Below are 16,924 nucleotides of genomic sequence, written 5' to 3'. Positions count from 1 at the left end.
TCCACAGGGCTGTCGGCCGTTGGCCCTGGCGTGCACAATCGCCCACATGACCTTCACCGCGGACGCGCAGCCCGCGCACAGCACACCCGCCGATCTCGCCCGCGGGCTCCTGACCGGCGGGGTGATCGGGGCGTCCCTGACCGCCTTCATCGGCGGGTGCGTCGTCGAGAAGGCGCTGCCGGTCGTCGTGGGGCTGGTCCTGCCCGCGGTGTACGGTCTGGTCCTCTTCCTCGCCACGCTGCCGCGCCGGGCCCGTGAGGCGGCCGTCGTACCGCGCACGGCGCTCGCGGTGATCGAGAGCCTGGAGGCCGTCGGCGGCGAGAGCAGCGACGTACCCGTGCGGTTCGAGCTGTCCGTGGCGCCGGACGAAGCACCCGCGTACCGCGTCGAGATACGGCAGGACATCAACCTCGTCGAACTGCCCGACTACCGGCCGCGCGGCATCGTGGTGGTCGAGTATCCCCCGGACCGGCCGGCGAAGACGCGGATCGTGAAGCGGCCCACCCCCAAGTGGGAGGAGCGAGCCGCCGGGGCCCAGGTGGATTCGGTGCCCGGCCCGGTCTTGAAGAGCGATCCCCCGGTGGGCTGCGCCGGCGGTCTCCTCACCCTCCTCGGCCTGCTGCTCGGCGCGGGCGCCGTGCTCCTGCTGTTCCGTGCCGACCTGTTCGGCACCGACGAGAGCGGCGCCCCCCGACGACCGTCCGTCTCCTCCTCGTCGTCCACGTCCTCGTCGACCTCGTCGTCCACGACTACGGTGACGTCGGCGACCGGCACGGTCACCGTCGGACCGGGCCAGTCGATGCTCGACCGGGGCGAACTGCGCAAGGCGGTCGAGTCGTTGACGGAGAACACGGGAAGCACGGGGAACGCGGGGAACACGGAGTACACGGACAGGCGCCGGGCACTCACCGTCGTCGTGCAGGACCGTCTGCTGACGGTCGTCTTCTCCCCCACCGGTGTGCGGAGCGCCGGGTTCGACCCGCGTTCCCTGCCCTTCGACCGCCTGCCCGGCCTGGTCGAGGAGGCCAGGACCACCCTCGGTACCGGCTCCCCGCGAAGCTGGCAGCTGACCGCCGACGGCATCACCGGCTCGCTCACGCTCAGAGTCGTGGTCACCGGCGACGGCGGCACGGCAACGCTGGAGGCGGACGGGCAGGGCACCGTACGTCGACACAGCGGCAGTTGACCGGATCGAACGGAGGAAGGGCGCACATGGGGTGGGACGAGTTCCTGGTGCTGTGGTGTGCGGTGTGGGGTGTACTGGCGCTGGTCGGCTACACCATGGCGCTGGCCGGGGTGACCGGGGCGCAGCGGACGGTCCGGCTCACAGGGCGGATCGAGCAGGTACGGGAATCCCGGCACGGCGGCTCCCGCAAGGGCGGGATACCGGTGGTCGTCACCTACCGCGATCCGGTCTCCGGGCAGGAGATCACCGTGACGAACGACGGTGAGCGCGGCGAGATGATCACCGCGGCGTGGGAGGGCCGGGAGATCGGGGTCAGCCACCCGCGGGGCAGACCGCACGACTACCGGTTCTCCGACCGCCCCGAGCGGCCCGGCCGCGGACTGGGCCGGCCCGGTTGCGCGCTCTTCCTGGTCTACGTCGGTCTGGTGGTCCTCGCCGCCGTCGAGCAGGGATGGCCCTGGGCGCTGATCGGCTTCGGCGGTCCGTGCGCGCTCTACGCCGCCGCCCACCTGCCCGGGACGGTACGCGCCAGGCGCGAACGCCTCAGCGGGCTGGCCGCGATGGAATCCGTTCCGGGACGGGTCGTCGCGGTCCTGAAGGACGTCAGCATCGACCAGGACGACGGCCACACCTGGACCACCATCACCCCGGTCGTGTCGTTCACCACCCGTGAGGGCACGGCTGTCACGGCCCACTGCACCTCGCATCTGGCGGACCCCGCCGACGCGTACGGCCGTGAGGTCACGGTCCACTACGCACCCGCCGATCCGGCCGACTTCACTCTGGACCGCGCGGCCGAACAGCGCTCACAGGGGCAGGACGTGACGTTCAACGCCCTGATGGTCCTCGTGCTCGCGGCGACAGCCGTGGCGGGGGCGGTGTTCCTCTGAGCAGCGGGAAGGGTTCCGGCGGATCCCACGAGGACGCGACGGACCGGGTGGATCGGCTCAGTCCATGAGCGTGGACACGCAGCCGGTGCCGCGCGCATGTTCCGTGTTCCGCCGTCACCGGTCCGGTGCCCGAGCTGCCGCCGGTGAGGGGCAGGGGAGCCTCCGGCGCCACGTGCGGGAACAGCTCGCGACGGCTCATCCGTCACCAGCCGCCCCATGGTCGTCACCACGGTATGTTGTCGGGCACACCGAATCAGATGACCCGTCAGTTCCATGGCGGGGGAAGGACATACGTTGCCCGATATAAGAACCCGCTCCCGGCAGGCTCGCGGCACCGTGACCGCCGGTGTCGTCCTGGCGGTCGCCGCCGGACTGCTCACCGCGGCGCCGGTCGCGCACGCGATGTCCGGCGCACCCGCCGCCGCAGGTGACCAGGCATTCGCCGCCCGGCTCCGCATCGGCGAGGGCGACACCATGCGCGCCTGCTCCGGCGCGCTGGTGCAGCAGCAGTGGCTGCTGACGGCCACGAGCTGCTTCGCTCCCACTCCGGGTGCCGTCGTCAAGCCGGGCAAGCCTGTGCTGAAGTCCAGCGCGACCGTGGGCAAGCAGACCCTCGACGTCGTCGAGGTGGTTCCGCGCGACGACCGGGACGTGGCCATGGTCCGGCTGGCCGAGCCCGTCACCGCGGTCGAGCCGGTGGTCCTGGCCGCCGACGCCCCCACGGCGGGTGAGACCCTGCTCGGTTCCGGATTCGGGCGGACCGCCACCGAGTGGGTCCCGGACCAGTTGCACACGGGTGACTTCCGGGTGGATTCCGTGGCCGGCACCACCGTGGCGCTGACCGGCCAGGACGGAGTCTCCGTCTGCAAGGGCGACGCCGGTGGCCCGGCCCTGCGCCGCAAGGGTGCTGAGGTCGAACTGACCGCCGTCCACAGTCTTTCCTGGCAGGGTGGGTGCTTCGGCGAGACGGAGACCCGGACCGGTGCGGTGGACGCCAGGGTCGACGGCCTCGCGGACTGGGTGAAGGACGTCCGTAACCGCGACCGGGACTACTCGGCCGACATCGACGGCGACGGCAAGGCCGATCTGGTCGTCCTGCGCACCAACGGCGACGTCGTGGTCCACCGCAACCAGGGTGACACCTTCGCCCCGGGCCAGGTCATGTCCGGCGGCTGGGACCTCTTCGTGACCTGGAAGGACCTGGGCAGACTGTACTTCGCCGATGTCGACGGCGACGGCAAGGCCGACATGATCGTGCACACCAAGGACGGCAACATCGCCGTCCGCACCAACCACGGCACCTACTTCGACCAGGGCAAGCAATGGTCCAGCGGCTGGGACCGCTTCATCGACGGAAGTGATCTGGGGCGGCTGTACTTCGCGGACGTCGACGGCGACCGCAAGGCCGACATGATCGTGCACACCAAGGACGGCAACATCGCCGTCCGCACCAACCACGGCACGTACTGGGACCAGGGCAAGCAATGGTCCAGCGGCTGGGACCTCTTCGTGACCTGGAAGGACCTGGGCCGACTGTACTTCGCCGACGTCGACGGCGACCGCAAGGCCGACATGATCGTCCACACCAAGGACGGCAACATCGCCGTCCGCACCAACCACGGCACGTACTGGGACCAGGGCAAGCAATGGTCCAGTGGCTGGGACCTCTTCGTCGACGGCACCGGGCTGGGGGTCCTGGAGTTCGGTGATGCCACCGGCGACGGAAAGGCCGACCTGTTCGTCCTCACCAAGGACGGGAAAGTCGCGGTCCGTGCCAACCACGGCACCTACTGGGACCAGGGCAAGGTCATGATCACTCTCTGACCCGCTGCCTCCGTGGTGTGCCGGACGGCCGGCTCCTCCGCACGGAGTGATCCGTCCTGCCGCCGCCCGGCCCTCCGGTGGCACAGGCTGTTCCCGGAGGGCCGGGCCACGCCCGGCCCGTCGAAGCATCGGACCGCTTCCGCAGCTAGGCAGGCCAGGCAGGACGTGCCGACGTCGACAGGGGTCTGCCGGTCGCAGAAACCCTGGTTCCGTCGACCCGGCAGCCGGGAGGCGGCTTCACCGGCGCACCGCCGAGATCAGTCCCCCAGGCCGCTCCTCGTGCCGCGGCGGGGTCCTGACCGGGCGGCCGTAGGCGGCGGCGCGCTCGCGCAGGGTGTGGCCGGTCGCCTCCCAGCCGTGCCCTGCCAGCCAGGCCACCGGGTCGTCGGGCATCTCCGAGACCCACAGGGACGCCGCCGAGCCCGGCGCGGCGTCCGCGCCGAAGCGTTCGATCGTGCCGCGCGAGCCCAGGGTCAGCCCCATCCGGCTGCCCGCCGCCGACTGCGTGCCGATCCGGGCCAGCAGCAGGTCCACCGCGTCCTCGGGCAGATAGATCAGGAGGCCCTCGGCGATCCACACGGTCGGGACGGCCGGGTCGTGCCCTGCGGCTGCCAGCGCGCCCGGCCAGTCCTCACGCAGATCAGCCGCGACGGTGATCCGCTCGCAGCGCGGGACGGCCCGCTCCCGGCGCAGCACCGATGCCTTGAAGTCCAGGGGCGCGGCGGTGTCGACCTCGAACAGCCGGGTGCCCTCGGGCCAGTCGATCCGGAAGGCCCGGCTGTCCATACCGGCGCCGAGCAGCACGACCTGCCGGATACCGGACCCGGCGGCCTGCCGCACCAGGTCGTCGAGGAACTTCGTCCTGATGACGATGGAGAACGAAACGGCCAGCCGGCGGCGGCGCGCGGCCTCGTCGTCGGGCGGCGGCGAGGAGGGCCACAGGCCGCCGGCGGCCGCGAAGGCCCGTGCCAGCGGGTCACGGAACAGCGCGTCCTCCCGCTCGGTCTCCAGCGCCCGGACCCTCGCCACCTCCACGGCCGTGGCCCACACTCCCGACGGCCGCACCCGCTCCTGGTCATCAGTCACCGCGCCAGCGTAGACGGCGGGCACGACGAGCGGCCCACCGGGCATCGCCCGTCGTGCCCCGGGCTGCCGGGACTGGTGCGTCCGGCAGCGGCGGAGTCAACGGTCGTACGGGGCGGAGGGGAAGAGGGGAGGAGGGGACCTCCCCGGACGCAGGGTCAGCGGAGTCCGGCGAAGAGGTCGTCCTCGGGCAGGGCCGCTCCGGTGGTGTCCTGGACGCGCACGAAGGTCTCCATGCCCATCAGCTCGCCGAACCGCTCCTGGCCCATCTTGAGGAAGAAGATGTTCTCGCCCTGGCTGGCGTGCGCGGCCAGCGAGTCGAACTTCTGGCCGCTGAACGCGGTGGCGTCCACCCACGTGGTGATCTCATCGTCGGGGAGACCTATCTCGGCCATCGCGGCGGCCTCGGCGGGATCCGGTTCCGGCATGTCCTCGTGGAACTCGCGCATGGCCTCCTCGAACCGCCGCATCGTCGAGTGGGGCATCGTCGTCCAGTACACCTTCGGTGTCAGGTCGGTCGTCTTCAATGCCGCCATGGTGATGCGGTGGGCCTGGATGTGGTCGGGGTGGCCATAGAAACCGTTTTCGTCATAGGTGACGACCACGTCGGGCCGGTAGTGCCGCATGAGCTCCGCGAGCCGGGCGGCGCCCTCTTCCACAGGGGTCCGCCAGAAGGATCCCGGGGCATCGTTGCCCGGCCAGCCCATCATCCCGGAGTCGGCGTAGTCCAGGGTCTCCAGGTCGCTGATCTTCAGGATGTCGCAGCTCGCCTCGAGCTCTCGACGACGCATCGCGGCGACGGTCGCCGGATCGTGTCCCGGATCGCCCGGCTTGACACCTCCCGGCCCGTCCCCGCAGCCGCCGTCGGTACACGTCACGAGAACCGTGCGGACGCCCTCCGCCGCGTACCGCGCGAGGATCCCTCCGGTTCCGGTGGCCTCGTCGTCGGGGTGGGCATGCACGGCCATGAGCGTCAAGGGCCGGTCGGTCATAAGATCCTCCTGCATACATATGTGTCGGTTCGAGTGCGCGGCGGGTGCACCACGATCCCGAGGGTACGGATTGCCGGAGACGACCCTGCGTTCTCCGTGTTCCCCGCCCGCGCGGGTCCCGGTCCCCTGTCCATGCAACAGCACCGTTCGCGCCGACTGTTCCCGGTCCGCGGAGACGCGCTCGACCAGGACTCCGACAGGCTCAGCGCCGTGATCACGGCGACGAGACGTCGCTCGGTCCGGGCCCGCCACCCGGCGAGCCCGGCGTGACGTTCACCGATAGGGCCGGCTCAGGTGGCCGGTACGCCGTGTCCGGGGCGACGGGGAACCGCCGGCTCGTGGCGGCGGTTCGCGCCTCGGGTGGACCTGGCGGCCCGGAAGAGGAGCCCGTGCGACGGGTCTTGGCCTGAGCCTCACCGCGCCTTTGGTCCAGACCTATTGACGCGCCCTGCCGCCCACCCTACGATCCCGACGGTCACCGCCGTATGACTCCACTTCACCAGAGCCGGGCGTCACGCCCCTCCACACCTTGCACGTGCCCAGGGCACGTGGCGAGAAGGGAGCACAGCATGTTCCGTCGGAGGTTGCGTCCTCTAGATCCGGCAGATCCGGCAGATCCGACCGGTGCCGGTCAGCCTCGCACCGCCCCGCGCTCGGCCGTCGGGCAGCGCGTCCTCGCAGGCGCCGCAGCGGTCGCCATGGTCGGCACCGCCCTCGCTCTGGTGAACTCCGGTTCGGCGGGCGCCGCGACCACCAACCTGGTCTCCAACCCCGGTTTCGAGAGCGGGCTTTCGGGCTGGACGTGCTCGGCCGGCTCCGGTGCGGCGGCCGTGACGAGCCCGGTGCACTCCGGTTCCGGCGCCCTCAAGGCGACGCCGTCCGGCCAGGACAACGCGCAGTGCGCCCAGACCGTCAGCGTGCAGCCCAACTCCCGTTACACGCTGAGCGCTTACGTCCAGGGTTCGTACGCCTACCTCGGTGCCACCGGCACCGGCGCGGGCAGCGACCCCTCGACCTGGGCGCCGGGCAACTCCTCGTACGGCCAGCTCAGCGTCGACTTCACCACCGGTACCGGCGTCACCTCGGTGACGATCTTCCTGCACGGCTGGTACGGCCAACCGGCCTACGTCGCCGACGACGTGGTGCTCAGCGGACCCGGCGGGAACCAGAGCACTCCGCCCACGACTCCGCCGACCACGCCCCCGACCACCCCGCCCACCACTCCGCCGACGACGCCCCCCACCACACCTCCGCCGACCAGTCAGCCGCCCACCAGTCCTCCGCCCACCAACCCGCCGGGCAGCACCTGCCCGACCAAGCCCAAGCCTTCGGGCAAGGTCCTCCAGGGCTACTGGGAGAACTGGGACGGCGCCGCCAACGGGGTGCACCCCGGTATGGGCTGGGTTCCCATCACCGACAGCCGTATCGCCGCGCACGGATACAACGTCATCAACGCCGCCTTCCCGGTGATCCTCTCGGACGGCACCGTCCAGTGGCAGGACGGCATGGACTCGGGCGTCAAGGTGTCGACGCCCGCCGAGATGTGCCAGGCCAAGGCCGCGGGCGCCACGATCCTCATGTCGATCGGCGGCGCGGCAGCGGGCATCGACCTGTCCTCCAGCTCGGTCGCCGACCGCTTCGTGGCGACGGTGGTGCCGATCCTCAAGCAGTACAACTTCGACGGGATCGACATCGACATCGAGACCGGCCTGTCCGGCAGCGGCAACATCAACACCCTCTCCGCCTCCCAGGCCAACCTGGAGCGCATCATCGACGGCGTGCTGTCGCAGATGCCGGCCGGTTTCGGCCTGACGATGGCGCCCGAGACCGCCTACGTCACCGGCGGCAGCGTCACGTACGGCTCGATCTGGGGCGCGTACCTGCCGATCGTGAAGAAGTACGTGGACAACGGCCGCCTGTGGTGGCTCAACATGCAGTACTACAACGGCAGCATGTACGGCTGCTCCGGTGACTCGTACGAGGCGGGCACGGTCGCGGGCTTCACCGCGCAGACCACGTGCCTGAACAACGGACTGGTCGTCCAGGGCACCACGATCAAGGTGCCGTACGACAAGCAGGTCCCGGGTCTGCCCGCCCAACCCGGCGCGGGCGGCGGCTACATGGCGCCCGGCCTGGTCAGCCAGTCGTGGAACGCCTTCAGCGGCCAGCTCAAGGGCCTCATGACGTGGTCCCTCAACTGGGACGGCTCGCGGAGCTGGTCGTTCGGCGACAACGTCAGGTCCCTCCAGGGCCGTTGACGCTCGCTGCCTCCCCCTGCCCGACCGGATCACCTCCGCTCCCCCCACCTCAGCCCGAGGGACTTCCATGAACTTCGCGAAATGGGCGGCCTCCGCCTCCGCGCTCGCGCTCGTGACCGCCGGTTCGGTCCTCGCCCTGGCTCCCAGCGGTGAGGCCGCGACGGCCGACGTCTACTCCGTCGCCCCCTACGTCGACATGTCGAACAGCCAGGAAGGCATGCTCGACACCGCCATCACCGGCCACCACCTCAAGGCGTACACGGCGGCCTTCGTCCTCGGCTCGGGCTGCAACCAGATCTGGGGCGACACCCTGCCGGTCGGCAACGACTCCTTCACCGACCCGCTGATCGCCAAGGCGAAGTCCGAGGGCGCGTCCCTGATCATCTCCTCGGGCGGCGCGAGCGGCCTGCCGCTGGCCTGGACGTGCTCGACCCCGAGTTCGATCCAGGCCGGCTACCAGAAACTGATCGACACCTACGGCGTCACGCAGCTGGACTTCGACGTCGAGGGCGCGGCGGTGGCGGACACCGCCGCCGCGGCACGCCACATGCAGGCGATGAAGGCCCTCAAGGCGGCCAATCCGAGCCTGTCGTTCTCCATGACCCTGCCGGTCCTGGCGAGCGGACTGACCAACGACGGCGTCAACATCCTCAAGGCCGCCAAGAGCGCGGGCGTCAAGATCGACGTGGTCAACATCATGACCATGGACTACTACTCGGGCACCGGGACCGAGATGGGCCAGGGCTCGATCGCCGCCGCGCAGGCGACGCTGGCCCAGATGCAGTCCGTCGACGCGAGCTACACCTATGCGAACCTCGGGATCACCCCGATGATCGGCAAGAACGACGACGGTTCGACGTTCACGCTGGCGGACGCGGCAGCCGTGGAGAAATTCGCCGAGCAACACGGCGTCGGGCGGCTGTCGTTCTGGTCGATCAACCGCGACCAGCCGTGCAGCGGCAGCGCCAACTCGCTGTCGACGTGCAGCCAGATCAGCCAGAGCAGCCTGGCGTTCACCGACGCCTTCATGGCCTACGCGGGGGGCTCCGGGTCGTCGGGCGGCACGACGTCCGGGGGAACCACGTCCGGCGGGACGACATCGGGAGGAACGACGACCGGAGGGACGACGACCGGCGGTACCACCACGGGTGGTACGACGGACGGCGGGACCACGGACGGCGGGACCACGAGCGGTGGATCCGGTGGCGGTTCGACCTGCACGATCACCGCGTGGAACTCCTCGCAGGTCTACACCGGCGGCACCTCGGTCTCCTGGAACGGCCACGACTGGAAGGCCAAGTGGTGGACGCAGGGCGAGGAGCCCGGAACCACCGGGGACTGGGGTGTCTGGCAGGACCTCGGCTCCTGCTGAACCCCGCGCCCTCCGCACATGGCGAGGCCGGCCGGGTCCCGGAGACGGGACCCGGCCGGCCTCGGTCCGACGCACCCCGATGGTCCGCCGTCCTCCCTCTCCAGCCTCTCTAGCCTCTCCGGGAGCCGGCGGCCTCCGCCAGGACGCGGGCGAGTTCGCGGGGACGGGTGGTCATCGGCCAGTGGCCCGAGTCGATGTCCACGTATGCGAGATGGGCGGCGCGAGCGAGCTCAGGACTCTCGCCGGAGCCGATCCACTTCTCGGCCTGGGCCGGGGTGAACTCGGGGCAGACGACCACGACGGGGACGTCGAAGCGGCGCTCGTCGGTCAGGCGTACGACGCCCCTGACGACCGCCTCGGGGACGGGGACCGCGGCGGACGCGAAGCGGTCGCGGGCCTGCTGGTCCAGGTCGGCGGCGTCCGCGCCCTCGAAGGGGCCCCAGCCCGGGAAGGGCACGGCCCCGCCCTCGATCGCGAAGTGATCGGCGTACGCCCGCCCGTCGGGGGCGGGGAAGCCACCGATCAGGGCGACCTTGGCCACCTTCTCCGGCCGTGCGTCGGCGGCCAGCCAGGCCAGGGTCGATGCCGCGGAGTGCCCCACCACCAGCGGCCTTCCGGGCGCCGCGTCCACCGCCGCAACGACGGTCTCCACCTGCTCGTCGAGCGTCGCGGCGGCGGCACCGTCGCCCTGGCCCGGGAGGGTGAGCGGCACGGGACGGTGACCGAGCGCGGTGAGTTCCGGCACGACGTCGTCCCAGGCGGATCCGTCGAGCCACAAGCCGGCGATGAGCAGGATGTCCATGGCGGTTCTCCCTGGGACGAGTCGGAGCTGGTTGCCGGCACGCTGTCGGGAGGCTCTGACAACGGGCTCCGGCCGAGGAGTGCGCGCGGCGGGGCTGCGCGCTCAGCCGCTGTGGGCCACCAGCGCGTCGATGAGCTGGGGCCAGAGTTCCCGGGGGCGGTCGTGGCCCATGTCGGGGACCAGCAGGAGTTCGGCGCCGGGCACCAGGTCCGCGGTGCGTTCCCCGCCGCTGGGGTCGATCAGTGTGTCGTCCAGGCCGTGGATCACCAGTGTCGGCACCCGCAGCTCACGGAGCGCGTCCGCGCGTGAACCGCTGAGGATCATCGCGCCGAGCTGTCGCCCGGTCCCCTCGGGGCAGTAGGCCCGGTCGTAGCTGTCGGCGGCCAGCTCGCGCAGCACCGCCGCGTCGCCGTAGCGCTTGGAGGCCCACACGAGTTCCTCGGCCGCCGCCGCGATGTACCCCTCGCGGTCCGCGGGCCTGGGTCTGAACAGCACCGCCTGGGCCTCCGGGGCGGCCTGGCCGTACGCGCTCTCGCCGGTCGAGGACATCATCGACGTCAGGGTCAGCACCCGCTCGGGGTGGGAAAGGGCCATCGTCTGAGCGATCATTCCGCCCATCGAGGCACCGACCACATGGGCGCGTTCGACACCCAGCGCGGTGAGCAGGCCGAAGCCGTCGTCGGCCATGTCGAGAAGCCGGTAGGGAACCATCGCGAGAGCGGCCGGAATGTCTCCGGAACTCACGGCGGCGATGAACTCGCCCATGTCGACGGGGTGTTCCTCGAACTTGGTGGACAGCCCGCAGTCGCGGTTGTCGTACCGGATGACGTGACGGCCGCGATCTGCCAGCGCCCGGCAGAAGTCCTCGTGCCAGGCGAGCATCTGCGCCCCGAAGCCCATCACGAGCAGTACAGGAGGGTCCCCGGGGTCGCCGAAGGTCTCGTACGCGAGAGACACCCCGGAGGACACGTCGACGATCGGCATGCGGGGAGCCTGCCACAACCGGCGACGGAGCGCACCGGGAATACGCGTGCGTGACCTGCGCGCACCGCGCGGCGCGGAGCCCGACACCCGACCGGCACGGGCCGGGCCGTGACGCCGACGACGGACGGTGGCTAGGAACGCGTCGCCCGCGCGCACTCGTCCCCCGGTCCCGGTGTCTTGCTCCGCCCGATCGGCGTGCTGCGGTCGTAGGGGTCGATCTCGGCGCCGTCCTCGTCCGTGCGGTGGTCCCTGCCGAAGGGCGGGGTGAGGTAGCCCGTGGGGGCGCCGCAGCCGCCGTTGGTCATGGCGTACTTGTACGAGACGATCGAGAACGTGCCCGGCTCGGTGCTCACCTTGGTGGGGTCGTCCCAGCTCAGGACCAGTTCGCGCCGGACGATCGTGCGGATGATCTCGTCGTCGCCGCCCGTGTCCGCGCGGGTGACCGGGTAGACGAAGGTGACGTCGGCGGTCACCAGGAGAGCGCCGCGCTCCCCCTCCCGGTAACTGAGCCGGCCCCGGGTCTTCACGACGTCGCCGACCAGGCGGGTGCGGGTGGGCTGGAAACGGCTGAAGAGGAGGAGGGGGTCGTTCCTCTCGCTCGGGGTTCTGAAGGCGGTTCTCAGCAGGTCCTGGACGTCCTTCTGGTGCGGGTTGATCAGTGCTGTCGCCTTCTCGGGGCGCTCGCCCCGCAGCACTCCGCGGTCCAGGCCGGAAGCGACGAGGAAGTCCCGGCTGCGGGTCAGGGCCCGCTCGACCTCGGTCGCGCTCATCCAGCCGACCGCCCTGGCCTCCGGCACGGTGATGCCCGCCGCTCCGCTCGCCCAACTCGCCGCCGGCGAGCCGCGGAAAGACTCCTCCACGGTGGGTCGCAGGTCCGCCCCCCTCGGTGGTGCCTGGGCCGGGCGAGCGGTCTCGGGTGCCGACGACGGAGAGTCGGTGCCCGCGAACAGGTCCCCTGTCCGCCCCGGCGCGAGCGCCACCGCGACCAGCACCAGCGCGGCCAGCAGCCCGACGACGTACCAGCCCGTACGCCGCTTGGGCCGCGGGGGTGTGTGGCCGCGCCAGCCCTCCGGGCCGCGGCCGGGCTCGGAGCGCAGCCGCGCCGTCACCTCGCGGGCCCGCGCGGACGGCTCCTTGGGCGCGCCGGGGGCGCCCGCCGCCGACTCACGCAGAAACCGCTCCCACTCCTCGTCGGACCTGGACGAGCCGTCCGGCTCCGTACCCGCGCCCATTCCCTCACCCCCAGGCAGACAGCGAACCGCGGCCCACTCCCCTGGGACGCCTCCGCATCATGGCACGGAGCACTGACAGCGAGTCCGGGCGGACGGACCAGCGGGCACGCACGGGCGGAAGGCTGCGCCGCGGGCGAGTTGGGCGCAACGGCGCGGGGCGGCGGTGCTCATCCACGCGGCCGGCCCAGGACCGGACGCGCTGGCCCGCCCCGAACCCCGGTCATCTTCTAGGGTCGTACGTATGATGATCAACACTGAGGCCGGCGGGCAGCTCTTCGAGTCCCTCCGGGCGGACGCCCTCACCGGCCCGGACCAGTTGCGCGAGCTCTACGCACCGCCGAACCCGAACTCGCTGCGCAAGGAGACCGACCACCTGACCGAGGAGACCCGGGCGCTGATCGGCTGTTCCTCGCTGGTGTTCATCGGCAGCGCGGACGCCGGGGGCCGGGCGGACGTGACACCGCGTGGCGGCCCTGCCGGGTTCGTCACGGTGCTGGACGAGCAGACCTTGGCGATACCCGACGCGACCGGCAACAAACGGCTCGACACCCTGCACAACGTGCTGGAGACCGGGCGGGTCGGACTGCTCTTCCTCGTCCCCGGCCGCCCGACCACGCTGCGCGTCAACGGCCGCGCCTGCGTCTCGGCGCGACCGGACCTGCTCACCCAGCTCACTCCGGTGGGGAAGCCGCCGGCCACGGCGCTGGTGGTGCGGGTCGAGCAGGTCTATCCGCACTGCCCGAAGTCGCTGATGCGCGCCGGTGCCTGGCAGCCGGAGCGGTGGGTGCCCGCTGACGCCCAGCCGACCAGCGCCGAGGTGACGCTGGCCCAGCTGGACCTGCCGGGCCTGACCGTCGGCCAGGTCGAGGAGGCCGAACAGGAGTCACTGCGCCTGCGTTACGAGTGATACGAGTGAGGGGTGAGTTCGGACCGCGGTGCCCGGGGCTCGTGTGCTCCCGGGGCTCGTGTGCACACGAGCCTCCCGCGGCGTCGAGCGCGCCCGTCCCGGCTCCAGGAATCCTCAGCCCAGTACCCGCCCGAGGAAGCCGCGCAGGTATCCCGCGACGACGTCCAAGTGGCTCTCCAGCAGGAAGTGGCCGCCGTCGATCAGGTGCACCTCCGCGTCCTTGGCGTCGCGGGCGAAGGCCAGGGCGCCCGCCGGGCCGAAGATCTCGTCGTTGCGGCCCCACACGGCGAGCACCGGGACCTCGCTGGTGCGCAGGAACTCGTGCAGCAGCGGGTAGAGCGGCCGGTTGTTCCGGTAGTCGCGGAACAGCGCCAGCTGGACCGCGTCGTTGCCCTCGCGGGAGACGAGAGCGGCGTCGTGCTCCCAGGTGTCCGGGCTGACCAGGCTCGGGTCGGGCACGCCGTGCACGTACTGCCACCGGATGGCGTCGATGCCCAGCGCGGCGCGGACGGCGGGTTCGGTGTCGGGGCCGGGGTTCGCCCCGTAGGCCCAGACGTCGGTCCAGAACGACTCGACGAAGCCGTCCTCGTAGCCGTTGCCGTTCTGGGTGACGAGGGCGGAGATCCGTTCGGGGTGCCGGAGCGCGAGGCGCCATCCGATGGGGGCGCCGTAGTCCTGGACGTAGAGGGCGTAGCGGTCCAGGCCCAGTCGGTCGAGCAGGTGGGCGGTGAGTTCGGCGAGGGCGTCGAAGGTGTAGGTGAAGTCCTCGGCACGGGGGGCGTCGGAGTGGCCGAAGCCCAGGTGGTCCGGGGCGATGACGTGGTAGTCGTCCGCCAGCAGCGGGATCAGTTCGCGGAACATGAACGAGCTGGTCGGGTAGCCGTGCAGCAGGACGATCGCGGGGGCGTCGGCGGGGCCGGCCTCGCGGTAGAAGATCTCGTGGCCGTCGACGGTGGCGGTCCGGTGGTGCACCGAGCGCATATCTAACCCCTTTGAATTCTTGATGTGGTTAGCCTCTCGCCATGCAAGCACGCGTGGAATAACCTGTCAAACGATTCGATCCGGTTAGATCTGGAAGGAGAGTGGCACCCGATGGACACGCTGCTGGACCTGCTCAACAGCAGGCCGCTGGTCGACGGCGAGGAGCAGGACGCGCTCGGCGACCCGGCCGGGGGCAGGCGCTGGGCCCGGGAGCACGGCGGCGACGGCACCCCGGCGGAACTGGCGCTGCTGCGCGAGGCGCGGGACATCCTGCGGGACGTGGTGCGCGCAGAACGCCCGCCCGCCGCACTGAGCCCGCTGCTCGAAGGGGTCCGGCAGGTCCCGGAGATCACTCCGGACGGACTTCGGTGGACGGTGCGCACTCCGCCGCACGCCCGGCTGGCCGTCGAGACCGTTCTCGCCTGGGCCGCCACCGAGGAACAGCTACCCGGCCGGCTACGCCCCTGCGCCAACGACGCGTGCCGGCTGTTCCTGCTCGACCGCAGCCGCGCAGGCCGCGCCCGCTGGTGCTCGATGGCCGTCTGCGGCAACCGCGAGAAGGCACGCCGCCACTACGAACGCCATCGCTGACCCGGCCCGCTCCCCTCGCGCGCGGTACGCGGACGGCACTCGCACGAACACCCCGCCGCCTCCTCCGAGGCCAGGAATCTACACACCGATGACAAAAATCGACGTGGTGTAGATTTTGTTGTGAGGGAGCGGTCCCGCTTCCTCGGGCCGCGCCCCTTGGAGGAGCGATGGAGAAGCAGAACTGGCTCATCACCGGTGTCAGCTCGGGTCTGGGGCGTGCCTTCGCCCAGGCCGCTCTGGACGCCGGGCACACCGTCGTCGGCACGGTCCGCTCGGCAGGCGACCTGAGGTCCTTCGAAGAGCTGGGGCCGGGCCGCGCCCACGGCCGCATCCTGGACGTGACCGACGACGACGCCGTCTCGGACGTGGTCGCGGAGGCCGAGCAGCAGGTGGGCCCGCTGGACGTCGTCGTCGCCAATGCCGGTTACGGCGTGGAGGGCACCTTCGAGGAGACCCCGCCGGCCGAGGTGCGGCGGCAGTTCGAGGTCAACGTGTTCGGGGCGGCGGCCACCCTGCGGGCGGCGCTGCCGTCCATGCGCCGACGCCGTCGCGGCCATCTGATGGCCGTCACCTCCATGGGCGGGCTCATGGCCGTGCCCGGCATGTCGGCCTACTGCGGCAGCAAGTTCGCCCTGGAGGGCATCCTCGAAGCACTGGGCAAGGAGGTGGCCCACTTCGGGATCCATGTCACGGCGATCGAGCCCGGCTCCTTCCGTACCGACTGGGCCGGGCGGTCCATGACCCGCGCCGAACGGACCGTCGACGACTACGACGAGCTGTTCGGCCCGATCCGCGAGGCGCGGCGCAGGGCCAGCGGGAACCAGCTGGGCGATCCGGCCAAGGCCGGGGCGGCCGTCGTGCACATCACGACGTTCGAGAAGCCACCGGCCCATCTGGTCCTGGGCTCGGACGCGCTGCGGCTGGTCGGCGCCGCCCGCACGGCGGTGGACGACGAGATCCGCGCGTGGGAGACCCTCTCCCGTACGACCGACTTCCCCGAGGGGGCTCAGCTCTGATGCCGCCGGGGAGCCGGCGCAGCGCCGAACGCAAGGGCGACGTCCGGGAGCGGGCCATTCTCGACACCTGCGAGGCCCTGCTGGCCGACAAGGGGTACGAGGCCATGACCGTCGGCGACATCGCCGAGGGCGCCGGTATCACCCGGGGCGCCCTGTACTTCTACTTCGGTTCCAAGCAGGAGGTGGTGACGGGCCTGGTGGCCAGGACGGTCGAGCACCTGTGGGAACGGTCGCGGGCCACCGCGCAGGCCGACGATCCGCGCCGGGCCGTCACGGCGGCCATGCGGCGCACGGTCGAGCTGTGGACCGAACACGGCCTGGTGATGCGTACGGCCATCGACCTGTCGCTGACCGTCCCCGAGATCGGCGCGCTGTGGAACCGCACGGCCGACCTGTTCATCACGGCCATCACCGCCGTCCTGGAACGCGCCGGCGTCCGGACCGGCACCGGGCCGGACGAGGCACCGGCGATGGCACGGGCCCTGTGCTGGATGATCGAGCGGACCTTCTACCACGCCTCGCAGGGGTCCCCCGGTGAGCTGGAGGTGGCATCGGCGACCTGTGAGCACATCTGGCTGACCAGCGCCGGACTGACGGCGACGGACTGACCGCAGCGGATCGACGGCGGCGGACTCACGGCGGCGAAGTGGCCGCGCAGGGTCCGGGCGCGGCGCGGCACGGGCGGGTGCGGGTGCGGGTGCGGGTGCGGGTGCGGGTGCGGAACGATTCTGCGTTCTCGTTCGAGGGACAAACCGACTGTCCTGCGGTCACCGGGGCATCGCTGACACTGACCGCATCCCTACCCG

At 71.4% G+C, this 16,924-nt stretch carries 15 protein-coding genes; 9 read left to right on the top strand and 6 right to left on the bottom strand.

The annotated features are described in order from the left end of the window. The first annotated feature begins 46 nt into the window (after window positions 1–46). The 3 genes from B086_RS0107405 (at window position 47) to B086_RS0107395 (ending at window position 3,900) form a co-directional block, all read left to right on the top strand. Window positions 47–1,186: a hypothetical protein gene (locus B086_RS0107405; RefSeq protein WP_018565770.1), complete on the top strand. Its 1,140-nt coding sequence runs from the start codon at window positions 47–49 to the stop codon at window positions 1,184–1,186. A 26-nt stretch (window positions 1,187–1,212) separates the two neighbouring features. Beyond that, window positions 1,213–2,076 (top strand): DUF3592 domain-containing protein, encoded by an 864-nt coding sequence (locus tag B086_RS0107400; protein WP_018565769.1) that lies wholly within the window; start codon window positions 1,213–1,215, stop codon window positions 2,074–2,076. A 294-nt stretch (window positions 2,077–2,370) separates the two neighbouring features. Then, window positions 2,371–3,900 (top strand): FG-GAP-like repeat-containing protein, encoded by a 1,530-nt coding sequence (locus B086_RS0107395; protein WP_026252196.1) that lies wholly within the window; start codon window positions 2,371–2,373, stop codon window positions 3,898–3,900. A 237-nt stretch (window positions 3,901–4,137) separates the two neighbouring features. Here the strand turns inward: B086_RS0107395 and B086_RS0107390 are convergent, their stop codons facing one another. Continuing rightward, window positions 4,138–4,950, bottom strand: coding sequence for a class I SAM-dependent methyltransferase (locus tag B086_RS0107390; protein ID WP_018565767.1), 813 nt, complete (start codon window positions 4,948–4,950; stop codon window positions 4,138–4,140). Between the two features lie 191 nt (window positions 4,951–5,141). Then, window positions 5,142–5,975, bottom strand: a complete 834-nt coding sequence (locus B086_RS0107385; RefSeq protein ID WP_018565766.1) for a PIG-L family deacetylase — start codon at window positions 5,973–5,975, stop codon at window positions 5,142–5,144. Between the two features lie 698 nt (window positions 5,976–6,673). Between B086_RS0107385 and B086_RS0107380 the strand changes: the two genes are divergently transcribed. Then, window positions 6,674–8,233 (top strand): carbohydrate binding domain-containing protein, encoded by a 1,560-nt coding sequence (locus tag B086_RS0107380; protein ID WP_018565765.1) that lies wholly within the window; start codon window positions 6,674–6,676, stop codon window positions 8,231–8,233. 67 nt (window positions 8,234–8,300) lie between these two features. Beyond that, entirely contained in the window at window positions 8,301–9,605 is a 1,305-nt protein-coding gene (locus B086_RS0107375) for a chitinase (RefSeq protein ID WP_018565764.1), read from the top strand. 109 nt (window positions 9,606–9,714) lie between these two features. On the opposite strand, the gene B086_RS0107370 is transcribed toward B086_RS0107375, so the two are convergent. The 3 genes from B086_RS0107370 to B086_RS0107360 form a co-directional block, all read right to left on the bottom strand. Then, a complete protein-coding gene (locus B086_RS0107370; protein ID WP_018565763.1) occupies window positions 9,715–10,407 on the bottom strand; it encodes an alpha/beta fold hydrolase in 693 nt (230 codons plus the stop codon). A 102-nt stretch (window positions 10,408–10,509) separates the two neighbouring features. Beyond that, window positions 10,510–11,391 (bottom strand): alpha/beta fold hydrolase, encoded by an 882-nt coding sequence (locus B086_RS0107365; protein ID WP_018565762.1) that lies wholly within the window; start codon window positions 11,389–11,391, stop codon window positions 10,510–10,512. 131 nt (window positions 11,392–11,522) lie between these two features. Next, window positions 11,523–12,623, bottom strand: a complete 1,101-nt coding sequence (locus tag B086_RS0107360) for a hypothetical protein (protein ID WP_018565761.1) — start codon at window positions 12,621–12,623, stop codon at window positions 11,523–11,525. Window positions 12,624–12,864: 241 nt separating this feature from the next. Here B086_RS0107360 and B086_RS0107355 point away from each other — a divergent pair, with 241 nt between their 5' ends. Continuing rightward, window positions 12,865–13,530: an MSMEG_1061 family FMN-dependent PPOX-type flavoprotein gene (locus tag B086_RS0107355; protein WP_018565760.1), complete on the top strand. Its 666-nt coding sequence runs from the start codon at window positions 12,865–12,867 to the stop codon at window positions 13,528–13,530. Window positions 13,531–13,644: 114 nt separating this feature from the next. Here B086_RS0107355 and B086_RS0107350 read toward each other — a convergent pair whose 3' ends face one another. Continuing rightward, a complete protein-coding gene (locus B086_RS0107350; protein ID WP_018565759.1) occupies window positions 13,645–14,511 on the bottom strand; it encodes an alpha/beta fold hydrolase in 867 nt (288 codons plus the stop codon). Between the two features lie 111 nt (window positions 14,512–14,622). Here B086_RS0107350 and B086_RS0107345 point away from each other — a divergent pair, with 111 nt between their 5' ends. The 3 genes from B086_RS0107345 (at window position 14,623) to B086_RS0107335 (ending at window position 16,726) form a co-directional block, all read left to right on the top strand. Beyond that, the gene (locus B086_RS0107345; protein WP_018565758.1) at window positions 14,623–15,102 is read left to right on the top strand and encodes a CGNR zinc finger domain-containing protein; all 480 of its coding nucleotides are present in this window, start codon (window positions 14,623–14,625) and stop codon (window positions 15,100–15,102) included. A gap of 167 nt (window positions 15,103–15,269) precedes the next feature. Next, a complete protein-coding gene (locus tag B086_RS0107340; RefSeq protein ID WP_018565757.1) occupies window positions 15,270–16,118 on the top strand; it encodes an oxidoreductase in 849 nt (282 codons plus the stop codon). Further along, window positions 16,118–16,726 (top strand): TetR/AcrR family transcriptional regulator, encoded by a 609-nt coding sequence (locus B086_RS0107335; RefSeq protein ID WP_018565756.1) that lies wholly within the window; start codon window positions 16,118–16,120, stop codon window positions 16,724–16,726. Before B086_RS0107340 ends, B086_RS0107335 begins: the two co-directional genes overlap by 1 nt. Window positions 16,727–16,924 lie beyond the last annotated feature (198 nt).

This window comes from Streptomyces sp. PsTaAH-124 (assembly GCF_000373685.1).
Taxonomy (GTDB): Bacteria; Actinomycetota; Actinomycetes; order Streptomycetales; family Streptomycetaceae; genus Streptomyces; species Streptomyces andamanensis.
The sequence above is the reverse complement of the archived record's forward strand: the minus strand, read 5'-3'. Positions and strand labels throughout refer to the sequence as shown.